Origin of the sequence: Gillisella vitis, assembly GCF_021559775.1 — a bacterium.
In the GTDB taxonomy this organism is placed as follows: Bacteria; Pseudomonadota; Alphaproteobacteria; order Rhizobiales; family Rhizobiaceae; genus Allorhizobium; species Allorhizobium ampelinum.
Window position 1 is genome coordinate 2,602,646 of sequence record NZ_CP056047.1, and the last position, 15,869, is coordinate 2,618,514.

The 15,869-nt window shown below is 56.9% G+C and carries 17 protein-coding genes and 1 pseudogene; 12 read left to right on the forward strand and 6 right to left on the reverse strand.

Annotated elements, in window-relative coordinates; genetic code table 11:
* Positions 1–126 precede the first annotated feature (126 nt).
* Positions 127–1,176, reverse strand: a pseudogene (locus AVCG78_RS12285) (tetratricopeptide repeat protein); the annotation flags it as partial.
* 299 nt (positions 1,177–1,475) lie between these two features.
* Positions 1,476–2,138, reverse strand: a complete 663-nt coding sequence (locus AVCG78_RS12290; RefSeq protein WP_071202432.1) for a thiamine phosphate synthase — start codon at positions 2,136–2,138, stop codon at positions 1,476–1,478.
* 351 nt (positions 2,139–2,489) lie between these two features.
* On the opposite strand from AVCG78_RS12290, the gene AVCG78_RS12295 reads away from it, so the two are divergent.
* On the forward strand, positions 2,490–3,257 hold the full coding sequence (locus tag AVCG78_RS12295; RefSeq protein WP_071202399.1) for a sulfite exporter TauE/SafE family protein: 768 nt from the start codon (positions 2,490–2,492) through the stop codon (positions 3,255–3,257).
* A 182-nt stretch (positions 3,258–3,439) separates the two neighbouring features.
* Positions 3,440–3,700 (forward strand): ArsR/SmtB family transcription factor, encoded by a 261-nt coding sequence (locus tag AVCG78_RS12300; RefSeq protein WP_060718245.1) that lies wholly within the window; start codon positions 3,440–3,442, stop codon positions 3,698–3,700.
* Positions 3,701–4,040: 340 nt separating this feature from the next.
* On the opposite strand, the gene AVCG78_RS12305 is transcribed toward AVCG78_RS12300, so the two are convergent.
* Complete coding sequence (locus AVCG78_RS12305) at positions 4,041–4,214, reverse strand: YdcH family protein (RefSeq protein ID WP_015917059.1); 174 nt, start codon at positions 4,212–4,214, stop codon at positions 4,041–4,043.
* A gap of 340 nt (positions 4,215–4,554) precedes the next feature.
* Here AVCG78_RS12305 and AVCG78_RS12310 point away from each other — a divergent pair, with 340 nt between their 5' ends.
* From AVCG78_RS12310 to AVCG78_RS12335, 6 genes are all read left to right on the forward strand, one after another.
* On the forward strand, positions 4,555–4,758 hold the full coding sequence (locus AVCG78_RS12310; RefSeq protein WP_041697050.1) for a YdcH family protein: 204 nt from the start codon (positions 4,555–4,557) through the stop codon (positions 4,756–4,758).
* A gap of 16 nt (positions 4,759–4,774) precedes the next feature.
* A complete protein-coding gene (gene purE, locus AVCG78_RS12315; protein ID WP_015917061.1) occupies positions 4,775–5,275 on the forward strand; it encodes a 5-(carboxyamino)imidazole ribonucleotide mutase in 501 nt (166 codons plus the stop codon).
* Between the two features lie 69 nt (positions 5,276–5,344).
* Entirely contained in the window at positions 5,345–6,358 is a 1,014-nt protein-coding gene (locus AVCG78_RS12320; RefSeq protein WP_071584718.1) for a 5-(carboxyamino)imidazole ribonucleotide synthase, read from the forward strand.
* Positions 6,359–6,520: 162 nt separating this feature from the next.
* Positions 6,521–6,646: a type B 50S ribosomal protein L36 gene (gene ykgO / locus AVCG78_RS12325; protein ID WP_003497670.1), complete on the forward strand. Its 126-nt coding sequence runs from the start codon at positions 6,521–6,523 to the stop codon at positions 6,644–6,646.
* A 108-nt stretch (positions 6,647–6,754) separates the two neighbouring features.
* The gene (locus AVCG78_RS12330; RefSeq protein ID WP_234665062.1) at positions 6,755–7,555 is read left to right on the forward strand and encodes a tetratricopeptide repeat protein; all 801 of its coding nucleotides are present in this window, start codon (positions 6,755–6,757) and stop codon (positions 7,553–7,555) included.
* A gap of 207 nt (positions 7,556–7,762) precedes the next feature.
* Entirely contained in the window at positions 7,763–8,770 is a 1,008-nt protein-coding gene (locus AVCG78_RS12335) for an alpha/beta fold hydrolase (RefSeq protein ID WP_156583081.1), read from the forward strand.
* 646 nt (positions 8,771–9,416) lie between these two features.
* On the opposite strand, the gene pyk is transcribed toward AVCG78_RS12335, so the two are convergent.
* Positions 9,417–10,856 carry a pyruvate kinase gene (gene pyk / locus AVCG78_RS12340; RefSeq protein WP_071203341.1) on the reverse strand — a complete coding sequence of 480 codons (1,440 nt, stop codon included), beginning with the start codon at positions 10,854–10,856 and terminating at the stop codon, positions 9,417–9,419.
* Positions 10,853–11,332 carry a DUF1036 domain-containing protein gene (locus AVCG78_RS12345; RefSeq protein ID WP_041697052.1) on the reverse strand — a complete coding sequence of 160 codons (480 nt, stop codon included), beginning with the start codon at positions 11,330–11,332 and terminating at the stop codon, positions 10,853–10,855. The genes pyk and AVCG78_RS12345 overlap by 4 nt, the downstream gene beginning before the upstream one ends.
* Before the next feature lie 491 nt (positions 11,333–11,823).
* Between AVCG78_RS12345 and AVCG78_RS12350 the strand changes: the two genes are divergently transcribed.
* From AVCG78_RS12350 to AVCG78_RS12360, 3 genes are all read left to right on the forward strand, one after another.
* Positions 11,824–12,627 (forward strand): N-formylglutamate amidohydrolase, encoded by an 804-nt coding sequence (locus AVCG78_RS12350; protein WP_071584716.1) that lies wholly within the window; start codon positions 11,824–11,826, stop codon positions 12,625–12,627.
* 11 nt (positions 12,628–12,638) lie between these two features.
* A complete protein-coding gene (locus AVCG78_RS12355) occupies positions 12,639–12,950 on the forward strand; it encodes a DUF1244 domain-containing protein (protein WP_041698200.1) in 312 nt (103 codons plus the stop codon).
* Between the two features lie 226 nt (positions 12,951–13,176).
* Entirely contained in the window at positions 13,177–13,440 is a 264-nt protein-coding gene (locus tag AVCG78_RS12360; protein ID WP_015917069.1) for a DUF2312 domain-containing protein, read from the forward strand.
* A gap of 106 nt (positions 13,441–13,546) precedes the next feature.
* Here the strand turns inward: AVCG78_RS12360 and AVCG78_RS12365 are convergent, their stop codons facing one another.
* Complete coding sequence (locus AVCG78_RS12365; protein WP_071203343.1) at positions 13,547–14,509, reverse strand: LysR substrate-binding domain-containing protein; 963 nt, start codon at positions 14,507–14,509, stop codon at positions 13,547–13,549.
* A gap of 207 nt (positions 14,510–14,716) precedes the next feature.
* Between AVCG78_RS12365 and AVCG78_RS12370 the strand changes: the two genes are divergently transcribed.
* Positions 14,717–15,670, forward strand: a complete 954-nt coding sequence (locus AVCG78_RS12370; protein WP_071203344.1) for an AEC family transporter — start codon at positions 14,717–14,719, stop codon at positions 15,668–15,670.
* Positions 15,671–15,869 lie beyond the last annotated feature (199 nt).

Consider the following 15,869-nt stretch of genomic DNA (forward strand, 5'->3'; position numbering starts at 1 on the left):
GGGCGGTGGCGTCACTGGCTTTGCAGCCTTGCTGATGATGTCGCTGACCTCGTCCCTCGCCCCATTTTTGCCCGTCGCTGAGCCTTGGGCCTTCGATACCGGGCGACCCAGTCTGTGCTGGCCGGTCCGGTATTTGTTGGCCGCTTCAATTGCCTGTTTCTGCTGGCTGTCCGGCAGGCCGAGATAGAAATCCTCAAGAGCAGGATCGGCAAGGCCCGCCCGACGCGACAGCACATACCATTTAGCCGCCTCGACCGGATCGGGACGGGTACCGAGCGCCGCCACATACACATGCGCCAGCCGGTTCTGGGCAGCGACATTGCCGCGATTGGCGGCAATCCGCAACCATTTGAAGCCCTGTTCCAGATCCTGCGGCCCGGCAATGCCGTTGATCAACCAGATGCCGATATCAAGCTCGGCGGTATCGAAACCGGCACGCGCCGCCCGCACCAGCCATTCGCGCGCCAGCTGGCGCTTTTCCGCCGGCACGTCCGGCAGGTTGCGATAGATCTGAGCGACGGCATATTGCGCATCGGCGATGCCTTGTTCCGCCGATTGCTCGTAGAAAGGCAGCGCCAACAGCAATCCCTTCTTGCCGGGATTTTCCGAGACCAGCAATTGCGCCCAATTGAACTGGGCCGACGCATTGCCCGCTTCCGCTGCCCGGCGCATATAGTCATCGGCCAGCTTGCGATCCGGCGAGACAAAGCGCCCTTCGATCAACATCAGCGCATATTTGAACAATGCCGCCGGATCGCCACCTGCAGCGGCCTTGGCATACCAGAAGGCCGCTCCCTTCATGTCGCGCTTGACCGCCAGACCACGGGTCATCAGCTCGGCAATCAATGTCTGCGCGGCGGGATCGCCCTTCTCGGCGAGCGGCAGGGCGTAATCGAAGGCGGTGGCAAACAGCCCGCGCTGGAACGCGCCATAGGCAAGATCGACCTTGCCGGTATAGGGCTTTTCCGGCGGTAGATCCGGCAGCGGAATACCCATGCGCTCCATCAGCGTAATACCGCCAGCCGGTCCCGCATCCTTCACGCCCGGCCGCTGTACCTTGCCAGCATCCTCACCGGATACCGGACCGGAAAGCCCGCTCGGCCTGACAAAACCGTTTGTCTGGTCAGAGCCAGGGCTGTTTTCGGGAGCCGTTTTATCGTCAGGAGCGATTGGCACCTCGATTTCGTTTCCCGGCTTTGGGCCTCGCCCTTGCTCCCCAGCCTTTTCCGATGGCGTCTCAGGAGAGGCCTGATCGGCAGCCTCGCCTGATTTGCCCTCACCCGCCTTCACATCAGGCTTCGCCGCCGGAGGTGAGGATGCCGCAGACGGAACCTGCGCATAAGCACCGATGTCCATGACCGTCGGACATGCCAGCGCCAAAACCAGGCTGGCACAGACGGATCGTCCAGACAGCAACCGGAATTTGGCCAAACGGGTTAGGGCAAGACGGGGCAAGGCAAGGGTCATTGAGGCGTTCAATCCTCAAACCGTGGCGCTTTTTCGTCAAGCAAAGCATTTACCTGAGCAACCACGGTGGCGGCTGCCTCCGGATCGTCAAACACCGCCCTGGAGAGGGCCGCAAATTCCGCGCCGGTTTCAGCGACAGCCAGGGCCGATTGCGGATCTGCGCCGCCCATGACGATGCAGGGGATCTCCACCATAGACGACCACCATTCGCCCAAGGCCAGGTTTTTCGAATGCGCTTCCGGCTTGATATCGCCATCCAGCTTGCCGAAAAACATGTAGTCGGGGTCGGCATCGCCAGCCTCCAGCGCATGGTGCCGGTCGCGGGCAGCACCGGAGCCGACAATCATCTTCGGGGTGAATTTTTCCACCGCCTCGGCCAGCGCCTCGACATCGCCGCTGATATGCAGGCCATCGGCCTTGGCGCGACCGGCAACCCGGCTATTGTCGGCGATGATGGCAGCGGCACCCGCTGCCTGCACCAGCGGCACGACCGCTTCGGCCTGGGCCTGGAACGTATCGTCATCAAAATCATATTGCGGGATGATCACCGAGGCGACATCGCCACCCTTCAAGGCATTGCCGACAGTCGTGGCAAGGATCTGCACATCAGCAATCTGCGGCGTGATAAGAACAAGCCGACAGCGGCTTTGGAACTTGGGCGACTTGGACATGGCGATTTCCGTCTTCTTCATGGCAAGAGCAAGGGAGGCGACCCGGGCCAAAGCGCCCTGCACCCTTTATATAGGGCATATAAGGTGCTGTAGCACGTCATGTCTGCGGCATGATTTTCTCTTTAAACCGATTGTGATTTAAAGAATGATGCTGAAGCCTCTATTGCTCTCGTTTTTGTTGGCACTCTCTCTGTGGCGAAAGGATCTCGCCATGTTTGCAGGAAGTCGATAGACCGGACTGACGAAAGGATCAACACCAACTGTCAGAGACAGCCGCCGCCGCCTTGGAAGACACCTCGTCCCGACAGGCACCAGCGCTCCCAATGCACCATCGCGGAAATTCGACCATCCATGCTGCCAGATCTCTCATTCCTGCTTGCCGCCATTCCCGCCGTCGTATTGGTCGGCCTGTCCAAGGGCGGCCTGGGCGGCGCTTTCAGTCTGCTCGGCGTGCCAATTCTGGCGCTCGTCGTACCGCCGATGACGGCTGCGGCGATTTTCCTGCCGATCCTGCTGGTGATGGATCTGGTCGCGCTGCACGCCTGGCGCCACCATGGCGACTGGCGCACGTTTTTCCTGCTTCTGCCCGGCGCTATCGCCGGGATCGCCTTTGGTTGGGCCACATCGGCGCTGATCCCGGCTGACGCCATGCGGCTCGTGCTCGGGGCCATTACGGTGGTGTTTGCCGGGCGCTATTTCCAGCGCCGCTTGCGCGGCGAAAGCCATGATGCAAGACCTGCAAAACCACAGCGCGCGGTGGCCGCCACGGGTTGGGGCACGCTGGCCGGTTATGGCAGCTTTGTCGCGCATGCGGGCGGTCCGCCGTTTGAAATCTATGCCCTGCCGTTAAAGCTCGATCCAAAGACCTATACCGGTACCAGCGTGCGGTTTTTTGCCTGCCTCAACGCCATCAAGGTCATTCCCTATATCGCGCTCGGCCAGCTGGATTTCAGCAATTTCACTCTGTCTCTCAGCCTGCTGCCGGTGGCGCTGCTGTCCACCATGGCCGGTGCCATGGTGGTGCGTCGGATGAAAGCGCAGACCTTCTATCCGCTGATCTATGCCATGACGCTGATTGCCGGACTGAAACTGTTTTGGGACGGTTTGTTTTTCCTGTAATCCGATGAGCGATTGAAGATTGGCATCGGATTGCTTTTGCAAATATCTCGAGACTTGGGATAAGGCATTTGCGACTGGAAGGGGATTGTAAAATTGACGACAATCAAAATCCCGATAAAATTGCATTTTCGCATCGCACAATTGCGCTTGCCGGACGGCAGGATGTATCATAGCTTGCGCATATGACGACAATCGATCCATTCTCGGCCATTGCCGATCCCAACCGACGCCATTTGCTGGAAGAGTTACGCCGTGCGCCGCGCACGGTGAACGATCTGGCCAAGGGCCTGCCGATCAGCCGACCGGCCGTCTCACAACATTTGAAGGCCCTGCTGGATTGCAATCTGGTGACAGTGGCCACCCAGGGCACCAAGCGGATCTATTCGGTCAATAATTCCGGCTTTAACCGACTGAACCTGTGGCTGGACCAGTTCTGGAACTGACGGTGGGGTCGGTTCTCAAAACGATTGGCATACCAATATCGTCATGACCGGCGCGAATATTTCGTTCGCCACAGCGCCTCTGGCGTTCCCAATCGTTTATAGCACCGCATGATTCGACTTGCTAAAACAGCCCACGAAAAAGGCCCCGAAGGCAATCGGCGCTTCGGAGCCTGGTTTCGGTCAAGAGCGGCAATGTTTGGCGCTCCTGGATCATGGAAAGAGTATCAAGACAGCGGCGGACACGCTAAAGCAATCAATCCGCCGCCTGACGATTCAAAGGGCCTGTTGGCTGTATGAAACCCTTAAATCGGGCCCGATTTAAGGAGGCATCATCCAGCCTTTAATGTCGTGTCGACTTCAGGCGCTCCATTTCATCCTTGAGGCGCAATTTGAGGCGCTTGAGTTCCAGAATTTCCTTGTCGTCGGTCGAGGGAGAGGAAAGGGCGGCATGTAGTTTCTCCTCCAAAACTCCATGCTTCTTGGCAAGCGATTCAATATGAGCCTGAATGGTCATTTGATTCTATCCTTCCTTTTCAACCTCCAGCATCCATCGCTGGAGCTTCTTGGTTTGCGACAGCAGTGTGACACGATCGCTGGCCGATGTCTAAGGCGAAAACCTGAATTTATGAGGGCAATTTCATGTTGGCACAGGTGATACTTCCCATATCGGGTCGCCTCCTTGCGTTAGGCCTTTCTAAACGCAAGGGAAATCGATTGGTTAAAAGACGCGGCCAATGCCGATGAAATTATGCGAAAGGGCTAACTTCCCGTTACCGACGTTTGGTGATAGGAGCTTGCGCCATTCCACCATGCATCAGAAATAGATGCAGCCAGCGACAAGATGGGGACAGACGATGCCGGATCAGGACCACGCGGATACAAGGCTTCAACTCGCACGCCTTCGTCAGGAACACGAGGATTATGATGCTGCGATCAACGCCATGGTTCAGGTCGGCTGCGACGCCTTGCGGATTCAGCGGATGAAGAAGAAAAAGCTTGCCATCAAGGACAGGCTGACCAAACTGGAAGATCAGCTTATTCCCGATATCATTGCTTGAGAAAAGGGTGCCGCCGATGCAGGATGAAAGACCGCCCGTCGCCATCATCATGGGAAGCCAGTCCGACTGGGAAACCATGAAGAACGCTGCCGACACCCTGGACGCACTTGGCGTCAGCTACGAGGCACGTATTGTCTCCGCCCATCGCACCCCCGATCGCATGGTCGCCTTTTCCAAGGGCGCGCGCGACGAGGGCTTCCAGGTGATCATCGCCGGAGCCGGCGGCGCCGCCCACCTGCCCGGCATGGTCGCCTCGATGACAGCGCTTCCGGTTTTCGGCGTGCCGGTGCAGTCAAAAACCATGTCCGGCCTCGACAGCCTTTATTCCATCGTGCAGATGCCGGCCGGTATTCCGGTCGGAACGCTTGCCATCGGCCGGGCGGGCGCTGTCAATGCCGCCCTGCTCGCAGCAAGAGTTCTGGCGTTGCAGGATGCCGATCTCGCCGACCGGCTGGATGACTGGACAGACAATCAGACTGCCGCCGTTGCCGACTATCCCACCGACGAAGCTCCCTGAGGCTTATAAACTGTACGGATCACACGCGTGAAGACCATTGGAATTATCGGCGGCGGCCAGCTTGGCCGCATGCTTGCTATGGCCGCAGCAAGGCTGGGGCTGAAAACCATCGTGCTGGAACCGCAGGCCGACTGTCCGGCCGCCCAGGTTGCCAACCGGCAGATATCAGCGGATTACGCCGACGAGGCAGCCCTTGCCGAACTGGCCGCCAGTTGCGACGTGGTCACCTACGAGTTTGAAAACGTGCCGGTCGCCGCCGCCGAAGCCCTGACGCGCAGCGTGCCGGTCTACCCCCCAGCCAAGGCACTTGCAGTATCCCAGGACAGGGTGAGCGAAAAGCGCTTTCTCAACGACAATGGCATTTCCACCGCCCCGTTTCGCACCGTCGACAGCCAGGCGGACCTGGAGCAGGCATTGGCCGAATTCGGTGGCGAAGGCGTGCTGAAAACCCGGCGCTTCGGCTATGACGGCAAGGGCCAGCGGGTCTATCGCAAGGGTGACGATGCCAGCGGCGGCTATCAAGCGCTTGGCGCCGTGCCACTGATTCTCGAAGGTTTCGTACCGTTTGCGCGGGAAATCTCGATCATCGCCGCCCGTTCGATATCAGGCGAAATCGCCTGCTACGATCCAGCCGAAAATATTCACCGCGACGGCATTCTGCACACATCCACCGTGCCTGCGTCGATTTCGCCGCAGACCGCCGCTGCGGCCAAAAGCGCTGCGGAAAAGCTGCTGAACGGCCTCGACTATGTCGGCGTGGTCGGGCTCGAACTGTTCCTGATGGCCGATGGCAGCCTGATCGCCAATGAAATGGCCCCCCGGGTCCACAATTCCGGCCATTGGACGGAAGCGGCTTGCGTAATCTCGCAATTCGAACAGCATATCCGCGCCGTTACCGGGTTGCCACTGGGCGATCCGGCCCGCCACGGCGATTGCGTCATGACCAATCTGATCGGCGACGATATTGTCACCGTTCCAGATTGGCTGGCGAAACCCGGTGCGCTCGTCCATCTCTATGGCAAGGCTGAAGCACGGCCCGGCCGCAAAATGGGACATGTCACCGAGGTCAGGAACCGGGAATAACCTGCCATCAACGGGCAAAATGCCTGGTTTTCCGGTTGACATGCCGGGTTAAGCCGGGGTATGTGCCACCAACCCTGAAACAGCGCGCCCAGCGGTGCGTTTTTCGTCGATATACATCCCGGCGGAACCAGACGGTTCCCTGGCAACCATGCGGATCTAAAAATGAAGATCAAGAATTCGCTGAAAGCGCTTAAGGCACGTCACCGCGACAACCGTCTGGTTCGCCGCAAGGGCCGCGTTTACATCATCAACAAGCAGAACCCGCGTTTCAAGGCCCGTCAGGGCTGATCGAAACCTCTCCTGCGGGAGAGCAGCATCACCTCGCTGTGATGCATGGACTTCGGTCAATCGCAGAATTCGGTTTGAAACAGAGCGCATGCACGGTAGATTACCTGCATGCGCTCTGTTCGTTTGTTCACCCACCTGATTCTCACAGCCTGTATTCTGGTTGCCAGCGCCCTCGCCGGGCCTGCCGCCACGACGTATGCGCAGGACATCACTTTTGCGCAGGACGGGCCAGACGCGGCACCCAGCCAGCCTATGCCGCCTGCCCTGCCCTTCACGCCGGACCTTCAACCTGAGCCGAACCATCCTGAGACGGGTGAGCCGAGAGCGGACAAGGATGGCCAGCCGCCATTATCTCCACAGCAAGACCCATCTCCGCAGCAGGGCGAGGTTGAACGCCTGGAAGACCGTAGCGACACAGCGGCGCTGTCTGGCAAGCCTGCGGACGAATTGCTGACCCAGTTGAAACGCGAACGCCAGCCAGAAGCAGCCAAGGCGATTGCCGCTGCCGTGATGGCAGATTGGTCGAATTCCGGCAGCCCAACCGTCAATCTGTTGATGCAGTGGGCCGACAAGGCGATCAAAGACAAGAAGAACGCCGCAGCGCTGGACTTCCTCGATCAGGCGATCGTGTTGGAACCTGATTATGCCAATGGCTGGGGCCACCGCGCCAGCCTGCATTATAGCCAGGGCAATTACCGCAAGGCGATTTCCGATCTCAATCACGTCTTGGCCATCGAACCGCGCCATTTCGGCGCGCTGGAAATGCTCGCCAATATTCTGGCCGAGACCGGCAGCGATCAAAAGGCGATGGAAGCCTGGCAGCGCTACCTCGCCATCTATCCCGCCGACCGCGCCGCCCAGAAGACTGTGACCGAGCTTTCCGAGAAGCTGGCAGGCGCCCGGACGTAATCATGACCCATTGCCGATACTCAATCCCAATTTTGCGGCTATTGACCGGTGGCTTCGGGAAATCTGAAGACTATCTTACCTTTGTAACTTTCCGCGCCCGTGCCTTGTTATGCGGATGAAAGAGGCGATCGCTTTTTAAATTTTCTGCGTCATTTTATCTGCTAACGAATTCGCTTTACGAAATGACGCAACAGGAACCCATATCCCATGCCTGCAATCCTGATCCTTGTCATTATCATTACACCTCTGATTGTAGCCTGGTTGTTTTCCACAGTCAAAATAAGACAGATCACTGACGATAATCCGAATATTGGCACGCTCGTCCCGATAAGAGACACCCACCTCAACCTTCTGCATATTCCGGCGTCTGAAAGCGCGGATCTACCGCCGCTACTGTTCATTCATGGCGCCAGCGGCAATCTGCGCGATCAGGCCGAGGCCTTTCGTCCGGCGCTTGAGGGACGCGCGGAGCTGATCTTCGTGGATCGGCCGGGCCATGGCTATTCACCGCGTGGCGGACCGGAAAACGACACGCCCGATGGCCAGGCCAACGCCATTGCCGAAGCCATGGACGCCCTTGGCCTGTCGCGGGCCATTATCGTCGGCCATTCCTTTGGCGGCGCTATTGCGGCAAGTTTTGCTGTTCTCCATCCAGAAAAGACGGCGGGTTTGCTTTTTCTGGCCCCTGCAACCCATCCCTGGCCCGGTGGGGTCGATTGGCATTATCATCTGACGGCAACACCAATCATCGGGCCCCTCTTTGCCCGCACCCTTGCGCCACTGGCAGGGCTTGCCAAGATGGATGCGGCCACCAAGGCCGTGTTCGCTCCCAATCGACGTCCTGACGACTATATGGCCCGCACCACGCCTGCCCTCGTTCTGCGGCCCAGCACCTTCCGCTACAACGCAATCGACGTTTGCGGCTTGCACGCCTACGTCACCCGCATGGCGCCCCGCTACCCGGAAATACGGACGCCCACCGTGATCGTCACCGGTGACAGTGACGGCATCGTTCTGGCCGATATTCACTCAATCGGTCTTGCCCGCGACATTGCAGGTGCCGAGTTGGTCTGGGTACGACATTTAGGCCACAAGCCGGATTATTGCGTCACAGATCTGGCGGTTGCCGCCATTGAAAAAATAGCCGGCCACGACCGTGATCTTGGGTCTTTGGCCCGGAAAATCGGTGACGCTCTTGAAATGTCAACAAACTGATAAAATTGACAGCTACTTAAGAGCTCGATAACCACCGACACTGGCTATCTACAACCAAGAGGATTGTGTTCTTGACATCACAATCAAATTGGAGCAAAACTATAGGCATAGTAACAAACCAATTTAGAACTGCAATATTATCAAAGACGAATTTATAGTCTATTTATATTTGTGAGTTATTAAATAATTTATAAGTAATAAAGTCGCCTCTCCCAAGGCGACTTTATTATTTTGCGCTATCGATATTACGGGGCGATATTTCCAAATATCTAATATTAGGAAATCCTGTATAATTCCGCGAATCAAATGAATTTTCACAATGGAATGGTGCCGTAGGCTCAAACCATGACGGCATCCGCCTTGAATTTTAGAAAACTCAGGACACGCCATCTGCGGCTGTTCCCATCGGATTTTACCCAGACTGAATCGTAGGTCTCAGTCCGCTAAACCGGCCCTCTGGCAGCGCCATGTCACGAAAAACGCCGCCCGTCATCCCTGACAAGCGGCGCTAGAATTTTCGGATACATGGACGTTCAGAATGGTCACTGAAGGTGACCCTTCACATTCTCTTTTCAAATACCTCTACGGCATAGGGCCTTCAAGGCGAGGATGCATCCGCATCTTCGCCTTGCGTGGCTTAGCAATGTCAGACGCCGGACAGGCCATCCGGACCGATATAGGCGATGCGCAGCATATTGGTGGCACCTGGCGTTCCCAATGGCACACCAGCGGAAATGATCACCCGGTCGCCCGGCTTGCCAAACTCTTCCGAAACCACAATGCGGCAGGCCCTGTTGACCATGTCATCCAGATCGGTCGGTTCTTCGGAAACGACGCAATGCAGGCCCCAGACCAGCGACAGACGGCGGGCCGTCTGAACCACCGGCGATAGCGCCAGGATCGGCACTTCAGGACGCTCACGCGAAGCGCGAAGCCCGGTATTGCCTGACGACGTGTAACAGACGATGGCCGTCAACTTCAGGGTCTCGGCAATCTGGCGGGCTGCCAGCGAAATCGCGTCGGCGCCGGTTGCTTCCGGCTGCGGGCGCTGGGCATAGATAATACCGGGATAGTGCGGCTCGCGCTCGATGGTGCGGGCAATCGACGCCATGGTCGAGACCGCTTCGACCGGATACTGGCCGGAAGCAGATTCAGCCGACAGCATGATGGCATCAGCGCCTTCGAACACGGCTGTCGCCACGTCGGAGACTTCGGCGCGGGTCGGAACCGGCGCTGAAATCATCGATTCCAGCATCTGGGTGGCCACGACCACCGGCTTGCCTTCACGGCGGCAGGCACGAATCAACTGCTTCTGGATGCCGGGAACGGCCTCAAGCGGCATTTCCACGCCAAGATCGCCACGCGCCACCATCAGGGCGTCGGACAGTTCGATGATCTCGTCGATCCGTTCCAGCGCTTGCGGCTTTTCGATTTTCGACATCAGCCCGACCCGTCCGCGGGCAATCTTGCGCACCTCGGCCAGATCCTCGGGACGCTGGATGAAGGACAGCGCGACCCAATCGACATCATTGGTGGCCAGAACAGCATCCAGATCGGCGCGGTCCTTGTCGGTCAGCACGCCGGTTGCGAGGATCGTATCGGGCAGGCTGACGCCCTTGCGGTCGGAAATCTTGGTACCGGACACAACGCTACAGACAATGGTCTTGCCGTCGCATTTTTCAGCACGAAGATGCAGCTTGCCATCATCGATCAACAGGCGATGGCCAACCTTGACGGCCTCCAGGATTTCAGGATGTGGCAGATAGACCCGGGTTTCATCGCCAGGGGCCTCGTAGCTGTCGAGGGTGAAGGTCTGGCCGGGCTTCAGCTCCACAGAGGTGTTGGCAAACTTGCCGACCCGCAGCTTGGGGCCTTGCAAATCGGCCAGAATGCCGATCGGGCGCCCACAAGCAGCTTCGACATTGCGGATGCGCTGGATCAGCGTGCGCATCACATCGTGGCTGGCATGGCTCATGTTGATACGGAAAAGATCGGCGCCAGCCTCATGCAGCTTACGGATCATGGCTTCATCTTGCGAAGCCGGTCCAAGCGTTGCGAGAATTTTGACTTTGCGGTTACGCTTCATTGCTTCTGGCCTTCCTGCGTGCCGGGCGTGTCGGACAACTGAACCATCCAGCTCCCCTGGCGGCCCGTGTCATATTCCTTGAAACCCATTTGCTGGTAACCGCGCTTGAAACAATCCCCGACGCCAACGATCTTGAACTCGTTTTCCGCCACGCACATGTTGACATTGCCAGTCCAGCGGCCACCGCGGGCGGCATCTTCTGCGTAGAGATAATAGTAGCGCGATTTCAGCTCGCCTTCGATCAGCGTTGCGCAGGTCGAAGCGGGTACTTGCCACCAGCCCTCGCTGATCCAGCCTTCCGCCGCCCGATAGCCAATGGCCACGCCGACGAGATTGGCCGAACCATTGCAGACGCGAAAATCCGCCTGAGCGGGTGCGGCATACGCAATCGGTGAAAATACAATGGTCAAAAACAGGCCGAGACGTGCAAGACGCCCGGAACCTGTAACGGAAGAGAGTGTGTTGGAATGAGGCACGGCTTCCGACGGAACTCCATTTTTCTGTGTTGCCTTCTTGCGACTATGGACCAAGAAAGTCAACGCAACTCTAATCGATTGTAATCCCCACGTGGATGATGAGGGATGAGTTTGACTGTATGGTGACGCTAGCACGCCTTGAAGCGAACCACATCCTTCTTGCCTCACAGGCTTGAACCGCAATAGCAGATATCACACGAATGATCATAAGGCGTTAAGCGACATCGAAGCATCCTTTTAAATCCGCCTGCTGCATAATTCCTTAAATCCAACCCGATTTAAGGAATTATGCAGCAAATTTGAAGGGCGACGGCCTCTTTTGTGCATTTGACAAGGCTCACACGGCTCAAGCCTTGAAAAACTGGTGATAATCCTGTTTCTGCGTCGCAACCGGTCCAAATTCGACCCAAACAATCCTCAGAATAATCGGTGAAGGATGCTTCACACGCATCTCCCATCATAGACAATCCCATCACATAAATGTGTCAGCCATGAATGACTTCAAACCCTATGAGACGATAGCCGGCGACAATAGCCAAGGCCTCGTTCTGCTAGCCGATCACGCCATGAACCGGCTGCCTGCCGGCTATGGCACGCTTGGCCTGCCAGATAGCGCTTATCTGCGCCATATCGCCTATGACATTGGCGTGGAAGGCCTGACCCGGCAATTGGCGGCCCGGCTCGGGGTGCCGGCGGCGATGTCCTGTTTTTCCCGGCTGCTGATCGACCCAAACCGTGGCGAGGACGACCCGACGCTGATCATGAAAATTTCCGATGGGGCGATCATTCCCGGCAATCACCCGATCACCACGGAAGAATGGCAGCATCGGGTGGAAAATTTCCATCGGCCTTATCACCGCGCTGTTGAACGGTTGCTGGCCGATGTTGCCTCGGCGAGCGGCAAGGCACCGCTAGTGCTGTCGCTGCACTCCTATACTCCCACCTGGAAGGGCACGCCCCGCCCCTGGCATGCCGCCGTGCTCTGGGATAGCGATGAGCGCGCTGTGCGGCCACTGATCGACGCGCTCAGCCTGCCGGGCGACATTCTCGTCGGCGACAATGAGCCCTATGACGGCGCCTTGAAGGGCGATACACTCTACCGCCATTGCATGGTGTCGGGCATGCCTCATGCGCTGCTGGAAGTGCGCCAGGACCTGATCGGCGACGAGACGGGCATCGCGGCCTGGGCAGACCGGCTGGAACCGATTTTTGCCGCATTGAACCGCGACCCTGCCCTGCACCAATGGCAGCAATTTCCGTCCCGCACCGGCCCTTACACCGCCTTGGAAAAATGATCGGACAAAAGATGAGCGAACTGACCAAGGAACAGCAAACCGAACTGGAAGCAGCGGCCTTTCGACGTCTTCTGGCGCATTTGCGGGAACGCAGCGATGTACAGAATATCGACCTGATGAATCTGGCCGGGTTCTGCCGCAATTGCCTGGCCAATTGGTATCAGGACGCCGCCGACGCCAAGGGTGTCGAGATGACCCGTGACGAGGCGCGTCATCATGTCTATGCAATGCCCTATGAGCAATGGAAATTGCGACATCAGAAACAGGCGAGCGAGGCCCAGAAGGCCGATTTCGAAGCCTCTCGCCCGCAGGACGAGCCTTAAACGTGGCTATGGACATGGCATCCGATATGGATAATTTTGCCTAATCCCACCCAGGGCCTCTTTCGGGTTTCAAGCTATTATCCATTTCTGACAAGAGCTTACCCGATATCCCGCTGACCCATCTGCCAAGGCCCGGGTTTTGCGCCATGCAAAAGAACTTGACGTGGCGCAGAGTTCACGGCACGTCACCCCCACTCAAATGACCATCCCCAGCAAGGAGATCCCCATGTCTGATGCTCATGGCGTCGCCCGTGACCAACTTCGCGCCTTTGTCGAGCGCATCGAACGCCTTGAAGAAGAAAAGAAGACCATCGCCGACGATATCAAGGACGTCTATGGCGAAGCCAAAGGCATGGGTTTCGACACCAAGATCCTGAAAAAGGTCATCGCGCTGCGCAAGAAGGATGAGCAGGAGCGGATGGAGGAAGACCTGATCCTCGATACCTATCTTCACGCTCTGGGCATGATCGAAAACCCGCCGGAAGGCTAAAGCATCGGACCGAACGTTAAGAAGCGGTTTTCGGATAAATCCGATCCGCAAACAAACACTGATAGCATCGTGCTGATTCCGATTTTCTGCACGATGCTCTATACCCTTAAGCCAATTCCAACTCTTGTAATTTGGCCATGTCTCGATTGTCAGACGCGCAAAAGGCCTGCCGATCCTGCTTGGATGATCGCATCACTTCTCGCATGAAGCCCGATAGCGCCTGGTTTTTGCGGGTATGAACTGCCTTCATGGCAATTTCGACATCTGAAAGCGGATCGAGACGCTGACCAGCAACCTCGATCAGACTTTGCAGGCCCCCCATGGCTACCTGGCTTTCAGCAAGGGCTGTCACGCCAAGGCCCGCAGCGACAGCAGCCCGCAAATGTCCGTAGCTTTGCCCTTCATAGGCAATTCTGAAAGGGACGCCTGCTGATTCCAGCCGTTGAATGACATGGTGACGATAGACGCGCCCCTCATGAAACAGCACGAGAGGCAAAGGCTCACGCGGGCGCAAGCGAAAGCCCGCTCCCGCCGCCCACAGCAACGGCTCGCAACGTAACGTCTTGTGAACGTTGTGCACGTCCGCCTGCCCCAGCCTCATGACCAATGTCTTGACAATGGCAACATCGAGTTCGCGTTGCTCGAGCCGCTTTTCAAGCCTTGTGGAAAAATCGGAAATCACCGCCACGTCGCATTCAGGATGCAGCGCCTTGAAGCGGCCAATCAATTCAAGCAGCCAATTCATGTCAATGTCATCCCTGACACCGACCCTGATCGTTCCTTTCAGACCCGGACGCTCCAGACACATCCAGGCATCCTCAAGAGTTGCCAGAATTTTAATCGCAAAAGGCAGCAGCTTTTCGCCCGCTTCCGTCGGTCCTTCGAAATGCCCGCGGCATCGATGAAACAACTTTTCGCCCAAAATATTTTCCGCAGCGCGAATCTGACGGGTAACGGCGGTCTGCGTCCGTGACTGGTCTTTCGCCGCATTGGTGAAACTGCCGTGCTCGCAAACCGCGACAAATGCCCTGATCTGATCAAGCGTCAATAACCGCAGACTTTGCTTCATAATGCCTCCCACGCATTTTCTACCAGGATAATTCATTTTGAATTATCCGCAACAAATAATAGAAATTATGAGCGGCAAAAATTCATGCAAAGCTTTGAAATAATACAATATTCTGGCTTCACGTCAAAAGCGAAGAACAGGTAGATAGCCAGATAACTATGCCCGCTTCTAGTTTTCCCATTGTCCTTTTCAGATCGAGCAAAATTCATGTTAAAGGTCGTTGTTCCCGTTTTTCTAGTCATTCTGGTTGGTTATGGTTTCGGACGGAAGCATCAGTTTGCCGCCGAAGCCGAAAAGCTGATCAATGAATATGTTCTGTATATCGCGCTGCCGGCCTTGCTGTTTCTGGCTGTGGCGCGGGCCAACCCGGCGGATCTCGCGCAGTGGCCATTCATGGCAGCAACTTTGGCTGGAATTGCTGCGGCCTACCTTGCCGGTCTGTTTCTAGCCAGAGCAAAAGGGACACCGGCACCGCAATCCTCGATTGTCGGCATGGCCGCCTGTTATGGGACAACGGGATATATGGGCATTCCCATCCTGATTGCCGCCTTCGGCCCCAAGGCTGCTGTTCCTGCCGCCATTGCAACAATATTGCATAACATTCCAGCGATTATGACCGTGATCATCACCCATGATCTCACCGGCCAAAAACAGTCCAGCCCCTTGGCAAGCGTGGGACGCGCCTTGGTGACGACCTTGAAAAATCCGCTGACGATGGCGGTTTTGGCCGGAGCGCTTTTTTGCCTGCTGCGGATTCCGTTGCCGGCCATCCTCACCTCCTTCGCCGGGTTTCTGGCAGCGGCGGCCGGACCGACAGCGCTTTTTGCCCTTGGTCTCGGCCTTGCCCGAATTCCGTTTTCGGCAGCCCGGCTCTCCGCCATGGCCGGTTGGATTGTACCGGTCGTCCTAATAAAGATCCTGATACAGCCGCTGGTCACGCTCTTTATAATCGCTTTTGCCTTCAAGGCGGATATCAATATCTGGTATGCAACGGCTGTTGTGATGGCAGCACAGCCCATTGGCGCTGGAGCCTATGTTTTTGGCAGTAAATACGGCTATTTCAGTGAAGAAACATCCCTGGCGATTATCGTGTCGCTGCTGATAACGGTCTTGACCCTGACGCTCGTTTTGCAGACCTTTGCCACATCCATGCCAGCCTAAAAACCGATGCCCACGTTTAGGTCCAATGCTATAGAGCCCCTCTTTACCCTCTACGGGGGCCTGAACAGCATCTTCCTCTTGGAAAAACTGCGACGGGACATGCGGGAAACCAGCAAAGCCTTTACGTACAGATACGAAAAAACCCGCGGTTACGCGGGTTTTTTATGTAGCCCTGTCCGAAGAGAAAGGCTCGATATAT